The sequence below is a fragment of the Alistipes sp. AM16-43 genome, assembly GCF_003435745.1.
Lineage (GTDB): Bacteria > Bacteroidota > Bacteroidia > Bacteroidales > Rikenellaceae > Alistipes > Alistipes onderdonkii.
Window position 1 is genome coordinate 381,035 of sequence record NZ_QTUQ01000001.1, and the last position, 20,901, is coordinate 401,935.

The following is a 20,901-nucleotide window of genomic DNA, read 5'->3' on the forward strand; positions in this document are numbered from 1 at the left end:
CGATGAAAAAACGATTGATATTCACCCTGTTGCTGGCGGCATTCATTGTGGCGTGCTTCGCGCAGAAGCCCTACAAGGTGATGTTCTACAACCTGGAGAATTTCTTCGATACGATCAACGACCCCGAGGTGCTCGACGACGAGTTCACCCCCGAAGGGCCCAAACAGTGGAACTCGGCCAAGTACAACCGCAAGCTGGGCAACACCGAACGGGTATTGTTCGACCTTGCGGCTGCCGACAAGGTCTATCCTGCCGTGATCGGCGTGTCGGAGGTCGAAAACCGCTCCGTGCTCGAGGATATCGTGGCGGCGCCCAAACTGGCGCCAGCCGATTATCGTATCGTGCACTACGATTCGCCCGAGGCGCGCGGCGTCGACGTGGCTTTTCTCTACCGCCCCGAAGTCTTCAAACTGGAGGGCAGCTATCCGGTGAAAACCGTCGTGCCGTCGCTCCCCAATTTCAAGACCCGCGACATCCTGACGATGTGGGGAAGGATCGACGACGAACCCTTCTTCTTCATGGTGGCGCACTGGCCTTCGCGGCTGGGCGGCAAGGACGCTTCGGAATTCAAACGCATCGCCGTCGGGGAGCAGATGCGCCGGATCGCCGATTCGGTGCTGAAAGCCGACCCCGCGACCCGGATCGTTGCCATGGGCGACTTTAACGACGACCCTACGGATCCGAGCATGGCCGAAGGCCTGGGTGCCCGAACGCGCATGAAGGAGCTCGAACCCGGCGATTTCTACAATCCCTTCGGGGACATGCTGCGTGCGGGGATCGGTACGCTCGCCTACGGCGATGCCTGGAACCTCTTCGACAACATCGTGGTCTCGGGGAACATGGTCTCGGGCGACGACGGCATGCAACTGCGCAAGGCTCCCGGTTCGAAGTACTACGGCAACATCTTCCGCAGGCATTACATGGTGCAGCGGGAGGGGCAGTACAAAGGTTATCCGCTGCGTACCTATGTGGGAAACAACTTCCAGGGCGGTTACAGCGACCACTTCCCGGTGTATATCTATTTTGCCAAATAATTTAGCTACATAGTCTATGAAAGTCAAAATTCTACTGATTTTAGTACTCTCCGTCACCACGCTGACCGCCTTTGCACAGGACGGCGGCGTCAGGGGCAGGGTCGTTTCGCGTGCGGGGCGTGTGGCCCTCGACGGCGTGAAGGTTACGATGACGCCGGGCGACGTGACCGTGATGTCCGATGAGCGGGGTAATTTCCTCATCGAGAATGTCCCTGCGGGCGAATACTCGCTGCAGTTCGAGACCCCCGAGTTCGAACCCCTCTCCATCGCCGTGCGCGTCGGCTCGCAGGTGCGCGACATCAATGCGGTCGTGTTGGTGCCCGACGTACCCCGGCAGATGATCGACGACGCCGTGTTCGCCGAGTTCGACATGGAGACCGTCGACGATGCGCAGGCATTGCCTACGTCACTCTCGGCCTCCAAGGACATCTTCAACAACATCGCTTCCTACAAGTTCAGCGAGATGCGCTTCAACGTCCGCGGTTACGATTCGCAGTACCAGGACGTCTACATGAACGGCATCCGGCTCAACGACGCCCTCACGGGCTATACGCCCTGGTCGCTATGGAGCGGCCTGAACGATGCCACACGTAACCAGGAAGTCACTTCGGGGATCGTGGCCTCGGATGTCGGGCTGGGCGGCATCGGCGGTACGACCAACATCATCACCAGCCCGTCGCAGATGCGCAAGGGGTTGCGTGCCAGCCTCGTGAACGGCAATTCGATGTACCGTTTCCGTGCGATGGTCACCTATGCCTCGGGCTATCAGGACAACGGCTGGTCGTATGCCTTTTCGGTTTCGACCCGCCAGGGCGGCAACTCCTATGTCGACGGCGTTTACTACAATGCGTTCGGTTATTTCGCCGCCGTCGAAAAGCAGTTCGGCCAGCGCCACCGCCTGGCGCTGACCCTGTTGGGTGCCCCCACCGAACGCGGTGCGCAGCAGGCCGCCACGCAGGAGGCCTATGACCTGGTAGGCAACAACTATTACAACCCCAACTGGGGCTGGCAGGACGGCAAGAAGCGCAATGCCCGCGTGCGTAATAACCACGAACCCATCGTGATGCTCAACTACACGTTCGACATCTCCGACCGTTCGAAGTTGGAGCTGGCCACGGCACTGCGCTTCGGCAAGAACGGTTACTCGGCACTGACGTGGCAGAACGGCCCCGACCCGCGCCCCGACTACTACCGTTACCTGCCGAGCTATTTCGCACTCGACAAGAACTATGTCGGTGCCGCATGGCAGCAGGTCTACTGGCAGGCCAACTACCAGAACATCCGCCATTTCGACTGGGAGCAGATGTACCAGACCAACTATAACCAGAACGATCCCCTCGACGAGCAGATCTACGGCCCCGGCCGGCGGTCGAACTACATGGTCGAGGAGCGTCATACCGATCAGCTGGACTGGAACCTCGTGGCCAGTTTTTCGCATATCTTCCGCGACGATTCCAGGATCAACGGCGGACTTTCGCTGCGCCGTAACCGTACGGAGTACTACTCGCAGGTGAAAGATCTCCTGGGGGGCGAATATTGGGCCGACATCGACAAATTCGCCGAACGCGATTTCGGTTCGAATACAGAGGCTTACCAGAATAACCTCGACTATTACAACAAGTACGGCCATGCGCATGCCGCCAAGGTGGGCGATAAATACAGCTACGATTACTATGCCCACGTGCTCAGCACCCGGGCGTGGGCATCGTACGGTTTCAACATCGGCGGCTTGGGCATCACCGTGGGCGGCGAAGTGGGCTATGCGAAGCTGTGGCGCGAGGGTTTGTGGCGCAAGGGGCTCTTCCCCGACAATTCGAAGGGCGACTCCCGAAAACTGGATTACCTGACCTACAAGGCCAAGGGTAACTTCTCGTACCGCTTCTCCGCGGCGCATGCCGTCGAGGCGAACGTCGTCTACATGCAGGAAGCGCCCGAGTTCCAGTCCTCGTTCGTTTCGCCCCGTACGCGCAACACCACGACGCCGGGGCTTTCGGCCGAGCGCGTCCTCGGCGTGGATGCGTCGTACAACCTGCGTTACGGCGATTTCAAGGCTCGCATTTCGGGCTATTATACCCGCATCTACGACCAGTCGAAGGTGATTTCCTATTACGACGACGTGGCGGCCACCTTTACTAATTTCGCCATGAGCGGCATCGACAAGGTGCATTTCGGCCTCGAGGCGGCCGTCTCGATCCCGATCTACCACACGCTCGCCCTGAACGGCGCCGTGAGCTGGGGACAATATACCTACGATTCGAACCCCTATTACCTGCAAACGCAGGACAACAGCGGCGATATCGTCTCCGACGGTTATGTCTACTGGAAGGATTTCCGGGTCGAGAGCACACCCCAGACGGCCGTCAACGTCGGCCTGTCGTGGCGCTCGAACAACAACATCTACCTCTCGGCCGACTTCAACTATTACAACAACATGTATCTCTCGATGAGCCCGATCTACCGTACCGACGCCGTAATCACGGGCGGCATGGCGCCCGGCGACATCGAACACCTGCGACGCCAGGAGAAGTTCGACTCGGCCTATACGCTCAATGCCAGCATCGGCAAGAACTGGTATATCCACCGCAAGTACACGCTGGGATTCAGCCTCGACGTCAAGAACATTCTGAACAATCAGGACATCAAGACCGGCGGCTATGAGCAGACACGCCTCTCGAAGAATACCGAGACCACCGTGACGACCTACCAGGCTTTCGACTCGAAGTATTTCTACATGTTCGGTACGACCTATTACCTCAATCTCTATTTCCGTTTCTGACGGTTGGACGAATAAAACATGAATGCTATGGATAAATTATTCAAATTGTTACTGGCGGCTGCCGCAGCCCTGTTTTTCACAGGCTGTTACAGCGATTACCTGAATCCGGGGCCGGCCAGGGTCTACACCCGCGCCGATTTCGAGGCGAAGGGACTGGAATACATTTCCGTCGGGGAGCTGAAGGCGCGCTTTCGGGCCGAGAATGCGGGTATGAACGACGGTACCGTGGCGTCGTGGACGGTCGACGAGCCGCTGTTCACCTCGGGCAAGGTTATTTCGACCGACCGCTTCGGCAATGTCTACAAGTCGGTATACCTCTACGACGAGGCATCCGAGTCAGCCATCGAGCTCAAGCTCAATACGGGCAACTACCTGTTCCATCCCGTCGGGCAGATCGTCTACGTCGACCTCGAAGGGCTCGTGCTGGGGAACTACCGCGGCATGGTCAGCATCGGTACGACTTCCTACAATGCGAGCTATTCGAACGACAATATCGAAAGCAAGATCATGCAGGACGAGCACATCTTTTCGGGCGAACAGCAGCCGATGCTGAAGTCCGATACGCTGGTCGTCACGCGCGACAACTACCTGACTGTGCTGTCGGACGACGACCTGGGGCGCCTGGTGCGTTTCGAAGGGGTCGAGAGCCGCTTCGGCACGGCGCCGTGGGGCTATAAGAACACCTTTCCCAATTATTTCGCCAATTCCATCTCCTACGACGTGAATTCCCCCGGGTGGGAGGATATCGACCAGTGGGCTACCTGGGCGACGATGCGCATGTTGCCCGGTACGAATGCCGACACGTTTTTCTACGGCTCGGCCTGGTTCACCTACGATGCGCAGGCCGCCGGTACCGGCACGAATGCCGCTCCGGGTAACTATGTGGTGCGTACGAGCGGTTACAGCCAGTTCCGCGACAACAAAATCCCCGTATCCGGTTCGGTCGTTGACCTGACGGCCATCTATACCAAGTTTACCAACGGCTCGGGCAATTATGCGACCTATCAGCTGACGCTCAACACCGACCGGGACGTGGTGGTGAAGTGATACCGCCCCTCCCCGGGACGAGGCGGTGTCCCGATAAGCGTTCATACCCTGCGCAAACGGGGGGGCGTATCCGGGAAACGCATACGAAAAAAGGCTGTCTGACAAATCTCAGACAGCCTTTTTCAGATACCGGCACTCAGCGTTTGTTCCACGCGCTCGAAGTCTGGTAATAGCCGATGGCGCGCGAGACCTGTTCGGGGTTTTCCGTTTCCATCGGTTCGAGGTTGTGGGGATTGTCCTCCGTGGGAACGACCCGGTACTGTTCGAAGCGGCGCACGGGCGAAAGGATCGTGAACACGTCGCCTTCGAGGTAGCCCAGATCCTGGTAGGTTGCGATGAACGCGCGGTTGACATAGCCCTCGTCGTAAATGCTGCGGCCGTAGAAATGCGAGTCGTAACTCATGTTGAGCAGCGAAAGCAGGGTAGGCATCAGGTCGATCTGCGAAACGATGCCCCCGACATGCTGCGGCTCGACGAAGCCCGGGGCGTAGATCAGTGCCGGGATATGGTATTTTTCGAGCGGGATTTCCGTACGGCCCGCGCTCGATGCGCAGTGGTCGGCCGTGATGAGGAAAATCGTATTGGCGAACCAGGGTTGTTTCGACGCTTCGGCGAAGAACCGCCCCAGTGCATAGTCGGTATACATCACGCCTCCGTTGCGCGACTTGGCGTCGTGCGGTATGCTGACCTTCCCGGCCGGGTAGGTGAACGGGCGGTGGTTGCTCACCGTCATGACATGTGCGAAGAACGGCTTGCCGTCGCCGGCGTCTTCGTTGAGCGTGCGGATGACCTTGCGGTAGGCGTCTTCGTCGCATACGCCCCAGATGTTGGCGAAGGTGATTTCCCCGGGCTCGTACTGCCGTTGGTCGACGATCTCATAGCCGTTGCCCGAGAAGAAGGTCTCCATATTGTCGAAATAGCTGTTGCCGCCGTAAAAATATTTCACGGTGTAACCCTTGTCGCGCAGCAGGGCGCCGGTCGAATGCATCCCCGCATTGTTCGGGCGCTTGATGATGCTTTGTCCCGGGCAGGGCGGCAGCGAAAGCGTCACGGCCTCCAGCCCGCGTACCGTGCGGTTACCCGTGGCATAGACGCGGTCGAACGCCAGGCTCCGGTCGTAGAGCGAGTCGAGCACGGGCGTCAGCTGCCTGGTGTTGCCGAAATGACCCATGAACGAGGCGCTCATGCTCTCGATCGTTATCAGTACGATGTTGCGCCGTATCTCGGGGCCCTCGCTGCGGACGGCATGCAGGTTGTCTCCCGTGCTGCCGTACACACCGTGTACGAACTCCTCGGCCTTGGCTTCGGGCTCGGTGATGTAGAACTGTTCGTAGTCGAGTTCGTTCTTGACGAACGCGTCGTAGAACTTGTAGAGTCCGTTGGCCTGCAATTCGTTCACGTAGACGTTGTCGCTGTCCTGGAACCGGGTATTGAAATGCAGCAGCCAAACCGCCAGTAGCATGGCTGCGATATAGGCCGGCCCGGCGACAGCCTTCCAGCGCCATCCGATCAGCCGGTCGGCCTGCCCCAGGTCGCGGCGGAAAAGGTACCAGGTGATGAGCAGCGTCACTACGATTATCCCGAGCGACATCGGCAGTACGGGGTAGGATTCCATGATGTTGCCCACGACCTCGTTGGTATAGACCAGGTAATCCACGGCGATGAAGTTGTAGCGGACTCCGAATTCGTTCCAGAAGAAATATTCGCTGATCGCGTTGAAGACGATAGCCCCCACGTAGAGCGTGATGATCAGTGCGAACCATACCGTCGTCCAGTAGCTGCGGAATCCCCGGAAGAAGAGCCGCAGGGCGAACGTCCCGGCCCAGAAGCCGAGGATGCCCGAGGCTACCTGCGGTGCGACGCTGCCGTATTCGTCGAATATCGTGTTGCAGAAGGTCACGTAGCAAAATGCCGCGGCGAGTATTCCGAGGATGATGTAGCCCCACGGTTTGCGGTATTTCGTCTCCGAGACGCTCATCATGAAGAGCCACAGGAAGCCGAAGCCGATCGTTGCGGCACAAAGGTCGTTCATGGCGCCCAGCAGGAATACCTGGCACCACTCGCCCGGTGAAAAACCGAGGTCGCTGGTCTGCCCGTTGAAGAGCAGCACGATGCGGAGTACGAGCCCCGCGACGATCGTCAGAATGGATATTTTAAGATAGAGGCCTGAGACCAGGTTGAGACTACGAGACATGGTGGCAGCACTTTGGTTTAAAATTTTTGCAAAGGTAATATTTTTACCTCCTGTTGCAAACAAAAAGGCAGCCGTTTTCACGGCTGCCTTTCATTCTGTCGGATGGGGGCTTATTTCGCCTCTTCCTTTGCGGGACGCATGATGACTTTCACGAGGTTACCGTCGGAAAGCACCTTCTTGGCCATGGCCTGTACGTCGGCGTCGGTCAGCGTCTTGAGCACCTCTTCGTAATCGGCCAGGTAGTCGAGCCCCGAGCCGTATTTGCTGTTGAGGTAGTTCATCCAGCTGGCATTCTGTTCGAGGCTGTTTTTCCAGCTCTTGAGCATGAACTCGCGGTTTTTCTCGATGTCTTCGCTCTTGGGGCCGTTGGCGGCGATCTCTTCGATCTCCTTCATTACGATCTCGCGCAGCTCGTCAGCCATCTCCTCGTTGGTGTCGAACGAAATGGTCATGTTGTAGGTCTCGCTCGGGATGTATTCCGTCGAACCGGATACTTGTACGCCGTACGTGCCGCCCTTCTCCTCGCGGATCGAAACCAGGTAGCGCGAGTTGAGCGCCTGCGTCAGGAACGACAGGGCAGCCTTGTTCTTGAGCGTGTAGGGCATCTCGCCGGAGAACATGTAACGTACCGAAACCTTGGGCTGTTGCATCGAGGCCGTGAAGTCCTCGGTCACCTCGCCCTTCACGGGATCGCATTTGTCGTCCGCGAACGTCATCGGTTTCTTCGAGGTCGGGATTGAGCCGATATATTTTTCAACGAGCGGTTTGAGCGTTTCGAGGTCTACGTTGCCCACGAACTTGAATACGAAGCTGTTGGCATCCGGATAGAGTTTCTTGTAGATGGCCGGAAGCGCCTCGAAGCTGAACTTGTCGATGATCTCGGTCGACACCATCTGGCGGCGCGGGTTGTTGCCGTATACCACGTCGATGAACTTGTCTTCCATCAGGTAGTCGGGGTTCGACTTGACGTTCTCCAACTGTGCGCGCAGCATCTTCATGAGCGTGTTGTAGTCGTTCTCATCGAAGCGCGGCTGCGTGAAGTTGAGGTAGAGCAGCTGGAACATCGTCTCCAGGTCTTTGGGCGAGCAAAAGCCGTTCATCTCGCTGGCGTAGTTCTCCACCGAAGGCTGTACAGACGCCGATTTGCCCGAAAGCTGCTTTTTGAGGTCGGTGGCCGAGAACTTGCCTACGCCCGACATCGAGTTGAATGCCGGCATCATCTCGCCCATGTAGAACTCCTCGTCCGAGAGGATCGACAGGCCGCCCTTGGCCAGGGCGCTCATGCGAACCTCGTCGGCTTTGTAGGCCGTGGGCTTCACGATAACCTTCACTCCGTTGGCCAGCGTCCATTCCGTCGTGCCGTACTCGGCGTTCTGTGCGGTCTTCTTCACGGGCGAACCTTCCAGGGTAGTTCCTTCGGGGATCAGCGGTTCCTTGACCGTGTTGTCCTCATATGCCTCGATCTCGGCTGCGGCGACCTTGTCGCGGATGGCGAGAATCTCCTCGGTCGTCGGATTTACGACACCCTCCTTTTCAGGTGCCGTGATGACGATTACCTGGTTGTTGGGGTAGATCGCCTGCTGTGCGAATGCGTTGACTGCCTCGACGTTGAGCGCCTTGATCAGCATGCTGTCCAGCTGCCATTCGGTTTCGGCGTCGGGCATGGGGCGGTTTTGCTGGAAGTTATCCAGATAGGTCTGTACGAATTCGGCGTTGCGACGGTCGTTGCGGTTCGTGTACGAACGCTCGGCGCGGCGCATCAGGTCGTTTTGTGCACGCTCGAACTCACCCTGCGTGAAGCCGTGGCGGCGCACCTTCTCCATCTCCGTGTAGAGGGCTTCGAAACCCTGTGTCAGTTTGCCGTCCTGCGTCATGGCGACGAAGGTCGTGGCCTCGAGCGTCGGGATTACGCCGATGCTGCCCGAGTTCATGCCTGCGCCCAGGAACGGGGCGTCGGGCTGCATCGAAATCTCCTGCAGACGGGCATTCTCCATCGTGGTCATGTAAGCCTGTACCACGTCGAGCATCTCGCCGTATACCAGGTTGTTGTACTGCTCGGGTACGGCCGGGCGCTTTACGAAGACCTGCACGCGCGAACCCTGCATTTCGGGATCGGTGTAGATGCTGACGATCGGCTCTTCGTTGTCGGGCACCGTGATCACCTCTTTCTGTGCGGCATCGGCGGCCGGGGCCGGAATATCGCTCATCAGCGTTTTGAGCTTGTTTTCGACGGCGTCGACGTCGATGTCACCCACGATCACGACCGCCTGATAGTCGGGGCGGTACCACGTGTTGTAGAAATCCTCCAGTTCCTTGTGCTGGAAGCCTTTCAGCCCGTCGAGATAGCCGATCAGGTTGCGGTGCTCGTATTTCGTGCCCTTGCCCAGCGCCTGGAGCATCTTCATGGTCGAACGCCACGAAGCGTTGTCGCGGGTGCGGAGCTCCTCCATGATCACGCCGCGCTCCGAGTCGATCTCCTCGGGCTGGAGGGCGATGAAGTGCGACCAGTCGTGCAGGATCAGCAGCGCACTGTCGATGATGCCCTCGCGTGAGGTCGGGACGTCCTTCATCATGTACGAAGTCATGTCCCAGCTGGTGCCGGCGTTGAGGTTGGCGCCGAATTTCACGCCTACCTTCTCCAGGTATTCGATCATCTGCTTGCCGGGGAGGTTTTTCGTGCCGTTGAAGGCCATGTGCTCGAGGAAGTGGGCGAGGCCCTGCTGCGCGTCGTTCTCCTGGATGGCTCCCACGTCGTGCAGGATGTGGAAATCCGCCTGTCCTTTCGGCTTTTCGTTGTGGCGGATGTAATAGGTCATTCCGTTTTCGAGTTTACCCGTCCGGACATCCTTGTCCGCCGGGATCGGCTCCATCGGGTTGAGCTGGGCCATTGCGCTCGTCATTGCGAAGGCGGCTGCAACCAGCATTGTTAATTTTTTCATAATCGATCGTATTAGGGTTTTTGTGTTATTCTTTTTCTGCGGGCAGGTCGGGGCGGTATTCGATGATGTCCCCCGGCTGGCAGTCGAGCTCGCGGCAGATCGCTTCGAGCGTCGAGAACCGGATGGCCTTCGCTTTCCCGTTCTTGAGTATCGAGAGGTTGGCGGGCGTAATATCCACCCGTTCGGCCAGTTCGCCGAGTGACATCTTGCGCTTGGCCATCATGACGTCTATATTGATTATTATAGCCATAATGTCGTCCCCCCCCCTTTAATTGTCTGTATCGTTGCCATGCTATGTTACTTATTTTAGATAGTCAGTTTCTGTTCTTCGCTCAGTTGCGTCCCGAGGGAAAGCACCTCGGCCATGAAGAGGAACAAAATACCGACGATCACATTCCAGTAGCTCAGCGGAAATGTCCCCACGACCTCGAAAGAGGTGCCTTCGAGCAGTCGTGCCGCCTCGGTGTTGCTGATGTATTTCATCAGAGCCTCGCTTAGTTCCGCTACGAGGATCAGGATGCCGATGGCGCGCGTACGCAGTATATTGCTGTGGCGCAGCGGCTGTTCGTCGCGGATCGACTTGCGGAGCGAATTGATGATCAGGGCTATCAGCACGAGGATCGTCAGGTACGAGAGGCCCGTTATCACCATCAGCAGGTAGCAGTAGACATTGTTGCCCATCACCTTGAACGCGTTGCCGAGCGTGTAGGCCTCGTCCACCTGTACGCGCAGGTCTATCCGGCTGATTGTCGGTTCGATGCTGGCCGGGAGCCCCTCGATCACGACCGGCTCGGCGGCCTTGCGCACTACCGGGGCGGAGACGTAATAGGAGCGTATGCCGCCTTGCGGGATCTCGATCTCCAGCGTGTCCTGCGCATCGCGCCATCCGCGCGAGAAATCCGGGACGAAGCTCGCTGCGAAACCTACGATCAGCGCCGCGAAGTAGATGATGTAGATCAGCAGTAAATGCCTGTGCAGTCTTTTTTTGTTCTGCATGCTTGTTCGTTTTTGAGTTTCGATAGTGCAAAATTAGTATTTATTTTCGAAAAACAAATAATATTTATCGTTTTTCGATAAAATAATTGGTCGCGGATAAAAAAGGACGGCACCAGCGCCGTCCTTCGCCTGCTGTGGCGCGTATTTATTCCACGTTGTCTTTCAGTTGTTTCCAGAACGAGGCTTCGATGGCCATTGCGATCGAAGCGGCCAGCACGAAGAGTACGAACATCACGACGAAGGTGATGAAGGCGATAGTCGTCCCTATGTTTAGGTAGGGTATCCAGATAGTTACCAGCCACAGGGTCACTGCCACGACGATCGGGGGGCGTTCTTGACGCCGATTTCGATCGAATCCTTCAGGGTTTCCGCGAAGTCGAGTTTCTTCATTTCCATAACTAACGCTTTTATTGAGGGTTAATGTTCAACCAAATATACGAAAAATTCTTATCTTTGCCGCCATGCAACGCTAAATATCAATTACATGGGAGAAAAATCGCATTATAATTACCGTGTCGAACCGCAGGATGTGGATTTCACGCTCCGGGCCACGATCCCGTCGCTGGGCTCGGCGATCCTCAATACGGCGGGCATCGACGCCCACGGCAAGGGTTTCGGGGTCGACGCCCTCAATGCCGACAACCATTCGTGGGTGCTCTCGCGCATGGCCGTGGAATTCGACTGCCAGCCCGGGCAGTATACCGACTATACGATCGCCACATGGATCAATGAATACGGGCGGGTGCTCTCGACGCGTAATTTCACGCTGACCGACGCCGCGGGCAACGAATTCGGCCGTGCGGTGACGCAGTGGGCGATGATCGACCTGAAGAGCCGTTCGGCGCTCGACTTGTCGTGGGTGGGCAATGCCCATGCCGAGGCCATCGTCGATGCCCCTTCGCCGACCGACAAGCCGCGAAAGATCCGCGATGTCGACCCTGCGCAGACGGCCGTGCACAAAGTCGTTTACAGCGACATCGACTTCAACCGCCATGTCAATACGATGCGCTATATAGAAATGATGATCGACATGCTGCCCCTGCAGATGCTGATGCAGGAGGCGCCCGTGCGGTTGGACATCCATTTCCTGCGCGAATGCCGTTACGGGCAGACGCTTGCCGTCGGTTACGAACAACGCGGCCGTACGGCGCTGTTCGAGATACGCAGCGATGCCGGTACGGTGGCTGTACGTGCCTCTATCGAGTGGAAATAGGCCTGCGGGGAATGTCCTGCCGGCACTCTGTGGAACGGGTTTTGCAGGTAGGGCTGCAAAACCTTTTTCATTATGGAAACCGCAGTCAAAACACAGAACAAGTATCAGGTGAGCATCGACCTGCTGAACGATGCCGTAGGTAAGGAGATCGCCACATCGCTCCAGTACATGTATTTCCACACCCATTTCGAAGATGACCGCTACCAGTACCTTTCGAAGATCATGCGTGAGATCTCGATCGCCGAGATGCGCCATATCGAGGAGTTCTCCGACCGCATCATGTTCCTGCAGGGCGACGTCGACATGAACGCCTCGTTCCGTACCAAGCAGGTGACCGACGCCAAGGAGATGCTCCGCCTGGCCATGCAGTTGGAGCAGAGCACGATCGACTCCTATAACGAGGCGTCGCGCATCGCCGCCGAACACAAGGACGCCGTGACGCACAAGATGTTCCAGGACATTATCGTCGAGGAGGAGGAACACCTCGATACCTTCCGCACCGAGTTGCAGCATATGCTCGACTACGGCGAGGAGTACCTGGCGCTGCAGTCCGCAGCGGGCAGCAAGCATACCGCCAAGAGTTTCAAACATACTGACGACGGCGAATAACCGTCCCTGGCCTGAGTCTGCGGGGTGCCGTTCGCGGCGCCCCGTTTTTTTGTGCGGGCTTTTCCCGGTGAATCCCGTCCGGCAGGCTCTTCGCTGTGCGTTCTTCCCGCCGGACACTTGCCGCCATGCTTTCCCGGCCGGTTTTTCTCCGTGTGTTTTTCCTCCGGGCTCTTTGCTGCGTCTTTTTACGGAGCCTCGTCCCGGCCGGGAACCAGGCCGGGACGGGTGCCGGACTGCCGGGATCTTCCCGTTATGCCCCTGCGCATGGAATCGCGGTGGTGCGAAAAGTTTGTCCTGTCCGTATATTTACGGCAAAAGAGACAGCCGTTTGCGCTATCTTTTCCTATATTTGCCGTATGAAGATTACGATTTTAGGCCCTGCGCACCCGTACCGGGGCGGACTGGCTTCGATCATGGAGATCATGGCCCGCACCTTTCAGCGGCGTGGGAACGAGGTCGACATAAAGACTTTCACGCTGCAATACCCTTCGCTGCTCTTCCCGGGCAAGAGCCAGACCGTATCCACGCCGCCGCCGGCCGATCTGCACATCTGCCGGTGCGTCAATACGGTCAACCCTTTCAACTGGGTGCGTATCGGTCGCCGGATATGCCGCGAACGTCCCGATTTCGTGCTGATGAAATACTGGACGCCCTTCATGGCACCCTGTTTCGGCACCATTGCCCGTTTCGCCCGCCGCAACGGCCATACGAAGGTGCTCTGCCAGATCGACAACGTCGAACCCCACGAGCACCACCTGACCGACAAACCCTTCAACCGTTATTACCTGGGTGTTGTGGACGGGTTCGTCTACATGTCCGAGCAGGTGCACGGCGAACTGAAGGCATACAGCGATGCCCCGGCGCTGTTTTCCCCGCATCCGCTTTTCGAGAACTTCGGGGAGCGGGTCGCCCGCAACGAGGCTTGTGTACGGCTGGGGCTGGATCCGACGGTCGATTACGTGCTTTTCTTCGGGCTGATCCGCGACTACAAAGGGCTCGACCTGCTGCTCGACGCCTGGGCGGAGTTGCGCCGCCGGGGGCTTGCCGCGGGGCGCAGGCTGATCGTCGCCGGGGAGTTCTACACCCCCAAGGAGCGTTACCTGCGGCAGATTGCCGACAACGGCCTGCAGGACGAGGTGATCCTCCACGACCGGTTCATTCCCGACGAACAGGTGAAATACTACTTCTCGGCTGCGGATTTCGTCGTCCAGCCCTATAAGACCGCGACGCAGAGCGGCGTGACGCAGATCGCCTACCAATTCTGCGTGCCGATGGTCGTCACCGACGTCGGCGGCCTTTCGGAGATCGTGTCCGACGGGCGCGTAGGGTATGTCTGCGAGCCTACGGTGCGGGGCGTGGCCGATGCCGTTGCGCGGATGTACGACGGGGATACAATCGAACGCTTCCGCCTGAACTGCATCGAGGAGCGCAAACGCTTCTCGTGGGAGGAGATGTGCACGCGCATCGCCGAGTTGTACGAAATGGTACGCTGATTCCGGATCGCGTGGCTGGGATTTTCCCCGAACCCTTGCCTCCGGAAAATTACAAAGGGCTGCCGTGCATTGCACGGCAGCCCTTCCGCTTCATTTATTCGTCGTAGTTTGGCTACTTCTTTATATTGGGCAGTTCGAGCCCGTAGTTCTTTTTCCGGTCTTCCGCCTTGAGCCACAGTCCCAGGAGCATCGCCGCGATGCCGCAGCTGGCGAAAATCACCATCGGGAGCGTATAGTTGTAGGCCGTGCCGTCCACATGCCCCGGGTTACTGAATTTGAGGGCGTAGCCGATGACAGCAGGGAAGAGGCAGAGGCCGATGTTCTGGATCCAGAAGATCAGCGAGTAGGCCGAACCCAGGTAGCGGGTCTCCATGATCTTGGGAACCGAGGGCCACAGCGCTGCGGGTACCAGCGAGAACGAGATTCCCAGGATGATGATGGCGCCGTAAGCGATGAGCGTACTCGGATAGGCCGGGAGCACGAAGGCGAAGATCAGGTGACATACCGTCATCAGGACGGCTCCGAAGATCAGCATCGTGGCGCCCTTGCCCTTGTGGTCGAGGTAGCTGCCCAGCAGCGGCGTGATGGCCGCGGCGCCCATCGGGAACCAGCGGAAGATGTCGGCGGCCGTTTGTGCCGTGACCCCGAGGTTGCTTTCCAGCATGTTCGTGGCGAAGCGCTGGAAGGGGAAGATCGCCGAATAGTAGAGCACGCAGAGTATGGCCACGATCCAGAATACCTTGCTGCTGAATATTTTGCCCAGGTCGCTGATGCGGAATTCCTCTTCGGAACTGTTGTTGCCGCGGGAATCCAGCCCGAGCTGTTTGTCCAGCTTGCGATCCATGAAGGTGAATACCGTGTAGGTGAGCAGTCCGATCAGCAGCAGCAGGGTACAAAATGCCACCGGGCGCACGACCGTTGCGGGAGCCATGTTGGCGAGCCACGGCGAGATGGAGAAAACGGCGAAGACACCCACACGGGCAATGGCCATTTCCAGCCCCATTGCGAGGGCCATTTCCTTGCCTTCGAACCACTTGGCGATCGTCTTCGAAACGGTGATGCCGGCCATCTCCATACCGCATCCGAATATCATGAACCCGAGCGATGCGAGTTTGGCACTGGCCGGGAACGATACCCACCAGCTGTTGAGCCAAGCCTCGGCGCCTGTGCCGATGAAGGCGTCGCTCACGCCGTAATATTTGATGCAGGCGCCGATAAACATCAGGGATGCCGAGAGCATTCCCGTGAAGCGCACACCCATTTTGTCGAGGATGATACCTGCCAGGATCAGGAATCCGAAGACATTGAAGATGAACTCCGAACTTCCGTACATGCCGAACACGTCGGGCGTCCAGCCGCGCTGTGCCTCGATCATGCTCTGCAGGGGCGACATCATGTCCACGAACATGTAGCCGAAGAACATCGTCAGTGCGATCAGGATGAGCGCCGTCCACCGCACCCAGGCCGAGTCGTTGAGTTTCCGTTGGATAATTTCCGTCATAATTATTTGTTTTTGAGTTAGCTTACTTTTCTAACGGCGCGTATCGTTTCAGCACCTCGTAAGCCTCGACGATACCCAGCTCGCCGGCCTTCGAAATGTCGAGACACCCTTTGCGCGTGTCCTTCATGAATATCTGTATGATGCCGCGGTTGTAATACGCCTCGGCGAAATTGGGGTTCTGTTCGATGGCCTTCGAGTAATCCTCGAACGCTTCGGGCAGGCTTCCCGACAGGGCCTTGAGGTTGGCGCGGTTGTAATAGCTGTACGCCAGGTTGGGGAAGAGCTTGATGGCCTTGTTCAGGTCGGCCACCGCCTCGTCGTAACTGTACGTGCGCTTGCTGTTGTTGTTCAGCCGGTTGGCCGGATCCGAGTCGATCGTGATGCGCTGGTAGGAGTTGTCGATCGACGAGATGAAGTCGATCATCTCGGCGCGCGTCGTCGAGCGGTTCAGGTAGAGGAACGGGTTGCTCGGATTCTGCTCGATGGCCGCGGAGAAGGTGTTCACGGCATTGGTATACTGCTTGATGAGCGACTGCGTGACACCCCGTTCGAAGAGCATCGTCCACGATGCCCGATCCGATTTGAGCTCCTCGACGTATTGCTTGTCGAGCATCACCAGCGTGTCGGCCGGGATATTGCTTTCGCGCCACGAAAGCGTGAGGTATTCGTTGTCCACCCGTTTCCTGAAGTCCTCGACGCGCTGTACGTGGTAGCGTTCCACGGTCGGCACGGTGTCGGGACGCATCAGCGTGAACTTGAATAGCGGCAGCAGGCGCATCTCCTCGTGGCCGCCGTTGTGGCCCGTGATGCGGTCGAAGCTGCCGCCCGAGAATTTGCTGTCGAACGACAACAGGCGGTCGAAACGCTGCGTCGTGTCGGCATAGATCGAGTAGGTGCTGTCGCTCAGGCGGGAGCGGTACTCCGCAATCTTCTTCTGGGCCGTGTCGCGGTCTTTCTTCGCGCCCTGCGGGTCGCGCAGCAGTTCGCGCAGACGGCCGCGGTAAATATAGGCGTTGGCGAAATCGGGGTAGAGCTTGATGGCCGAGGAGTAGTCGTCTATCGCCTTCTCCAGTTCGCCCAGCTGGGCATAGACCCCTGCGCGGTTGTAGTAGACCAGCACGTTGTTCGGCGAATAGAGCGCCACCTTGTCGTAGTCGTCCAGCGCACGGTTGTAGTCGCCGATCTGCGTGCGCAGCATGGCACGGTTGAAGTAGGTCAGCGAATTGGTCGAGTCGAGCTGGATCACCTTGTCGAAATCCGCGAGGGCCAGCATCGGACGGTTGGTGTCCGAGTAGACCAGTGCGCGGTTGAAATACGAAAGCAGGTAGGCCGAATCGCATTCGATGGCCTTGTTGAAATCGGCTTCGGCTTCCGCAAAGCGTTTCTGCTCCATGTAGAGCCCGCCGCGGCGGTTGTACCCGCTGGGGTTCTCGCGGTTCGTGCGGATGGCGGTGTTGAAATTGTCGTAGGCGCGTACCGTATCCTTCAGGTGCAGGTAGCTCAGGCCCCGGCAGATGAAGGCGTCGGCGACTTTGTTCTCCTGGCGGATGAACTTGTCGAAATCGTCGATGGCCTCCTTGAACTGCTGGTTCAGCAGCCGTGTCACGCCGCGGCTGTAATAGGGGCCCGGCAGATCCGGGCGCAGGTCGATCGCCTCGCGGAAGTCCTGCAGGGCGTCATCGTAATTACCCAGCCGCGAACGCGTGATCGCGCGGTAGGTATAGGCTTGTGTGTATACGGGGTTGAGCCGGATGGCGGTCGAGAAATCGGCCTCGGCGCCCAGCAGGTCGTCGAGGTTGTATTTGGCGATGCCGCGCAGGAAATAGCCTTCGAAGGCATCCTCGTCGAACCGCAGCAGGGTGTTGAGCGTCCGGATGGCCTCCTGGTAGTCGTTGTTCATCATGCATGAACGTCCCACCCAGAAGAAATATTCCCGGTTGTACTGCGCATACGATTCCTTCCCGCACATCAGTGCGATGCCCAGTGCGATCCCGAGGATGTATTTTTTCAATTTCCGACTCACTTGTCCCATTAACGTCCTTTTCGGGCGGTTTATTATTCCGGTTTATTCCAATTCGTACCCGAAACGGCGCAGTTGGCGTTCGTTGTTGCGCCAGTCGTCGTTCACTTTGACGAACAGTTGCAGGAAAACCTTCTTGCCGAGGAACTGCTCCATGTCCTCGCGCGCGGCCTGCCCGACCCGTTTGAGTTTCTCGCCCTTATGCCCGATCAGAATGCCTTTCTGCGAGTCGCGGGCGACATAGATCGTTGCGGCGATGCGGTCGATCGCCGGCTCCTCCTTATAGCTTTCGATCTCGATTTCGCAGCAGTAGGGGATCTCCTTGTCGTAGAACCTGAGGATTTTCTCGCGGATGATTTCCGAGGCGAAAAACCGCAGCGTCTTGTCCGTCAGTGTATCCTTCGGATAGAAGGCCGGGCCTTCGGGCAGCAGGTCGAGGATGGTTTTGAACAACCCTTCGATGTTGAAATTCTCCTTGGCCGATGCCGGTACGATGCGTGCCTCGGGCAACTCCCCTTGCCATTTGTCGACCAGTACCTCGAGTGCCTCGGGCGTCGTGAGGTCGATCTTGTTGATGACCACGATGGCCGGAACGCCGCTCTGGCGGATGCGGTCGATGATTTCGGCCGAGCGTTCCCCCCGCTCCACGGTGTCGGTGACATAGAGTATGACGTCGGCGTCGGCCACGGCGCCCGTCACGAATTTCATCATCGACTCCTGTAATTTGTAGCTGGGTTTCAGAATGCCCGGCGTATCGGAATAGACGATCTGGAAATCCTCGCCCGAGACGATGCCCATGATCCGGTGGCGCGTGGTCTGCGCCTTCGACGTGATGATCGACAACTTTTCGCCGACCAGCGCGTTCATGAGTGTCGATTTGCCGACGTTGGGGTTTCCGATGATATTTACAAAGCCCGATTTGTGCATTTTCCTTTTGGGATATGATCCGGACAAAGGTAGCGATAAAAAAAGACCCCTGCAAACGCCCGGTCGATTAATTTACCCGCCGATACGGTCGTTTGACCGGTGTGCGGTGCTTTTTACGATTTTTCCCGTATATTTGCCGGTACACGATATAACGGAAAATTATGAACAGGACGAAAATCCTCTTTTTCTGCGCCGGTGCCGTGCTGGCCGCGTTGCTGGTATGGTGGCTGTCGGCCGGGATGCGCACCCCGACCGGGGAGTCCGGCAAGCGGAGCCCCCTCGATGTGATTATGACCCGGACGAGCATCCGGGCCTACCGGGATTGCCCGGTCGGTGCCGATACGGTCGAACTGCTGCTGCGGGCTGCGATGGCCGCGCCCTCGGCCGTGAACCGTCAGCCGTGGGCTTTCGTTGTCGTGGACGACCGGGAGCTGTTACGCGAACTCGCCGGGGCGCTGCCCTTTGCGAAGATGGCCGCCCGGGCACCCCTGGCCGTGGTCGTCTGCGGCGACTTGTCGCGCAATCCGGGGGCTTCCGGCGACTGGTGGGTGATGGATGCCTCGGCGGCCTCGGAAAACCTGCTCCTTGCGGCCCATGCCCTGGGGTTGGGAGCCGTATGGACTGGGGTTTATCCCCGCGGCGAACGGGTAGAGGCCGTGCGGCGCGTGCTGGGGCTTCCCTCCGATGTCGTTCCGCTCAACCTGATTCCGGTGGGCTATCCTGCGGACAATCCTGAGCCCAAGCAGAAGTGGAACCCGGCGAACGTCCGGCATAACGGCTGGACGGAGTAAACCGCCCGCGCAGCCTATTGTGCCTTGATCCATTCGTACACCGGGTCGATGCCTTTCGTGAAATCCGTAAAACTCATTTCGATCCTGACGTCGGGGGTGATCGTGTCTGCCTCTTCGTCCGTACGCCGGAAATATTTGGTCGAATAGGCGACTGTCAGCTTCGATCCCGGGAGCTGGAAATTCCGTACCTCGCCGAAGTGGTTGGGTTTGCCGGCGGTCTGTTCGCCGACTACGACCGCATCGGTCAGGTGCTTGAAATCCATCGTATTCAGGATGGCCGAGGAGAATGTGCTTCGCCCGATGACGACATAGGTTTTTATGCCGGGGTGCTGTTCCAGGAACCGGGCCAGCCTTTCGATGAATGCCGTCCCCTGTGCCGAGTTCCCTCCGCCGTTGTTCCTCATGTCGAAAATGATCTTCCCGACGGGGTTGCCCTGCAATATGCCGAACGCCTTTTGGCCGAATTCCGTGAACGACGGCAGCGACGCGGCTTTCTCGCGGCTCTTGAACTCCGCCTCGCTTTCACGCCCCCAGCAGGAGTTGTAGAGGATATAGTATATTTTTTCCTCGGGGAAATAGCGATCCGTGAAAAGCACGTTCCTTTCCGCGATCGCAAAGGGCAGGGAATCGGGCTGGAAGGCGGCCCGACCCGCCCGCTGCGGATCGGACGGTTTGAGCGTATAGGTCTTGTCTCCGTCCAGCGTGAGTTCCGCCTGCCCGTTGTGTGCGAACCCGAAATATTCCAGGAGCTGTAACGACGGGAACAATTGGGGAATCATGGATTTTACCATTGCTTCGTTGTCGACCGTGAACAGGGTGCTCAGGCTGTCGATTACGGTTTCTACCGGTGCCTTGCCGACCGCTGTGAGCCGGTGCCCCAGCAACTCTTTGTTTTCCTCGGCCGTCTGTATGACGTACAGCCCGTCGGAAACCCAGAGCAGCCCGAGCGGCAGTATCTGCTGCCGGTTCATCAGCTGGTTGAAATATAGCATGGTGTGCGAATCGCCCAGCCTGGCGATCAGCTGCTGGGTTTTGAGCGCCGTAGCAAAATCTCCGGCCTCCCCGGCCGAAGCCTTGATCGCGCCGATTGCGGTCTCGAACTGCGCTTTGTCGTATTTCGCAAAGAGGTTGCAATGTTTCGCGGGCAGTTCGCTGGCCAGGTAATCCAGGTCGGCGGCCCAGTCGATGCCGCTCCCGCCCTGGGAGAAGGCGGCCGGGATCGAAGCGATCCCCAGCAACAGCAGGAGTAATTTTTTCATGTGGTTTTCCGGGTTGGGTTTCCCGGTACAATTTAGCGATTATTTTTCAATTCCATGCTGTAAACCGCTCTTAAATCTTCAGCCCCCCCCCGGCCTTGGCCC

16 protein-coding genes are annotated in these 20,901 nt (G+C 58.1%); 7 read left to right on the forward strand and 9 right to left on the reverse strand.

The genetic code is table 11. The features are described from left to right. Positions 1-2 precede the first annotated feature (2 nt). From DW189_RS01545 to DW189_RS01555, 3 genes are read left to right on the forward strand one after another with little or no spacing between them, the layout of a single operon-like run. On the forward strand, positions 3-1,034 hold the full coding sequence (locus DW189_RS01545; protein ID WP_055203445.1) for a nuclease: 1,032 nt from the start codon (positions 3-5) through the stop codon (positions 1,032-1,034). Positions 1,035-1,050: 16 nt separating this feature from the next. Next, entirely contained in the window at positions 1,051-3,810 is a 2,760-nt protein-coding gene (locus DW189_RS01550; RefSeq protein WP_117506635.1) for a carboxypeptidase regulatory-like domain-containing protein, read from the forward strand. A gap of 27 nt (positions 3,811-3,837) precedes the next feature. Next, positions 3,838-4,857: a DUF5689 domain-containing protein gene (locus DW189_RS01555; protein ID WP_117506636.1), complete on the forward strand. Its 1,020-nt coding sequence runs from the start codon at positions 3,838-3,840 to the stop codon at positions 4,855-4,857. Positions 4,858-4,993: 136 nt separating this feature from the next. On the opposite strand, the gene DW189_RS01560 is transcribed toward DW189_RS01555, so the two are convergent. From DW189_RS01560 to DW189_RS01580, 5 genes are all read right to left on the reverse strand, one after another. Then, a complete protein-coding gene (locus DW189_RS01560) occupies positions 4,994-7,051 on the reverse strand; it encodes an LTA synthase family protein (RefSeq protein WP_117506637.1) in 2,058 nt (685 codons plus the stop codon). 110 nt (positions 7,052-7,161) lie between these two features. Further along, positions 7,162-9,975 (reverse strand): M16 family metallopeptidase, encoded by a 2,814-nt coding sequence (locus DW189_RS01565; protein WP_117506638.1) that lies wholly within the window; start codon positions 9,973-9,975, stop codon positions 7,162-7,164. 40 nt (positions 9,976-10,015) lie between these two features. Beyond that, positions 10,016-10,240: a helix-turn-helix domain-containing protein gene (locus tag DW189_RS01570; protein WP_055203307.1), complete on the reverse strand. Its 225-nt coding sequence runs from the start codon at positions 10,238-10,240 to the stop codon at positions 10,016-10,018. Between the two features lie 56 nt (positions 10,241-10,296). Next, positions 10,297-10,986, reverse strand: coding sequence for a DUF2975 domain-containing protein (locus DW189_RS01575; RefSeq protein ID WP_022332960.1), 690 nt, complete (start codon positions 10,984-10,986; stop codon positions 10,297-10,299). 145 nt (positions 10,987-11,131) lie between these two features. Then, entirely contained in the window at positions 11,132-11,302 is a 171-nt protein-coding gene (locus tag DW189_RS01580; protein ID WP_229107370.1) for a hypothetical protein, read from the reverse strand. A gap of 168 nt (positions 11,303-11,470) precedes the next feature. Here DW189_RS01580 and DW189_RS01585 point away from each other — a divergent pair, with 168 nt between their 5' ends. The 3 genes from DW189_RS01585 to DW189_RS01595 all read left to right on the forward strand — a co-directional run bounded on the left by DW189_RS01585 (position 11,471) and on the right by DW189_RS01595 (position 14,301). Then, complete coding sequence (locus DW189_RS01585; RefSeq protein WP_117506639.1) at positions 11,471-12,199, forward strand: acyl-[acyl-carrier-protein] thioesterase; 729 nt, start codon at positions 11,471-11,473, stop codon at positions 12,197-12,199. A gap of 72 nt (positions 12,200-12,271) precedes the next feature. After that, entirely contained in the window at positions 12,272-12,808 is a 537-nt protein-coding gene (locus DW189_RS01590) for a ferritin-like domain-containing protein (protein ID WP_022332956.1), read from the forward strand. Between the two features lie 356 nt (positions 12,809-13,164). After that, positions 13,165-14,301 (forward strand): glycosyltransferase, encoded by a 1,137-nt coding sequence (locus DW189_RS01595; protein WP_117506640.1) that lies wholly within the window; start codon positions 13,165-13,167, stop codon positions 14,299-14,301. Between the two features lie 112 nt (positions 14,302-14,413). On the opposite strand, the gene DW189_RS01600 is transcribed toward DW189_RS01595, so the two are convergent. Genes DW189_RS01600 through era form a run of 3 tightly spaced genes read right to left on the reverse strand, consistent with a single transcriptional unit; the run spans position 14,414 to position 18,749 of the window. After that, positions 14,414-15,802, reverse strand: a complete 1,389-nt coding sequence (locus tag DW189_RS01600) for an MFS transporter (RefSeq protein ID WP_174760529.1) — start codon at positions 15,800-15,802, stop codon at positions 14,414-14,416. Between the two features lie 22 nt (positions 15,803-15,824). Then, positions 15,825-17,813: a tetratricopeptide repeat protein gene (locus tag DW189_RS01605; protein WP_117506641.1), complete on the reverse strand. Its 1,989-nt coding sequence runs from the start codon at positions 17,811-17,813 to the stop codon at positions 15,825-15,827. Between the two features lie 54 nt (positions 17,814-17,867). Then, positions 17,868-18,749, reverse strand: a complete 882-nt coding sequence (era, locus tag DW189_RS01610; RefSeq protein ID WP_055211101.1) for a GTPase Era — start codon at positions 18,747-18,749, stop codon at positions 17,868-17,870. Positions 18,750-18,910: 161 nt separating this feature from the next. Between era and DW189_RS01615 the strand changes: the two genes are divergently transcribed. Then, complete coding sequence (locus DW189_RS01615) at positions 18,911-19,540, forward strand: nitroreductase family protein (RefSeq protein WP_117506642.1); 630 nt, start codon at positions 18,911-18,913, stop codon at positions 19,538-19,540. A 14-nt stretch (positions 19,541-19,554) separates the two neighbouring features. Here DW189_RS01615 and DW189_RS01620 read toward each other — a convergent pair whose 3' ends face one another. Further along, complete coding sequence (locus DW189_RS01620; RefSeq protein WP_022333436.1) at positions 19,555-20,799, reverse strand: hypothetical protein; 1,245 nt, start codon at positions 20,797-20,799, stop codon at positions 19,555-19,557. Between the last annotated feature and the right edge of the window lie 102 nt (positions 20,800-20,901).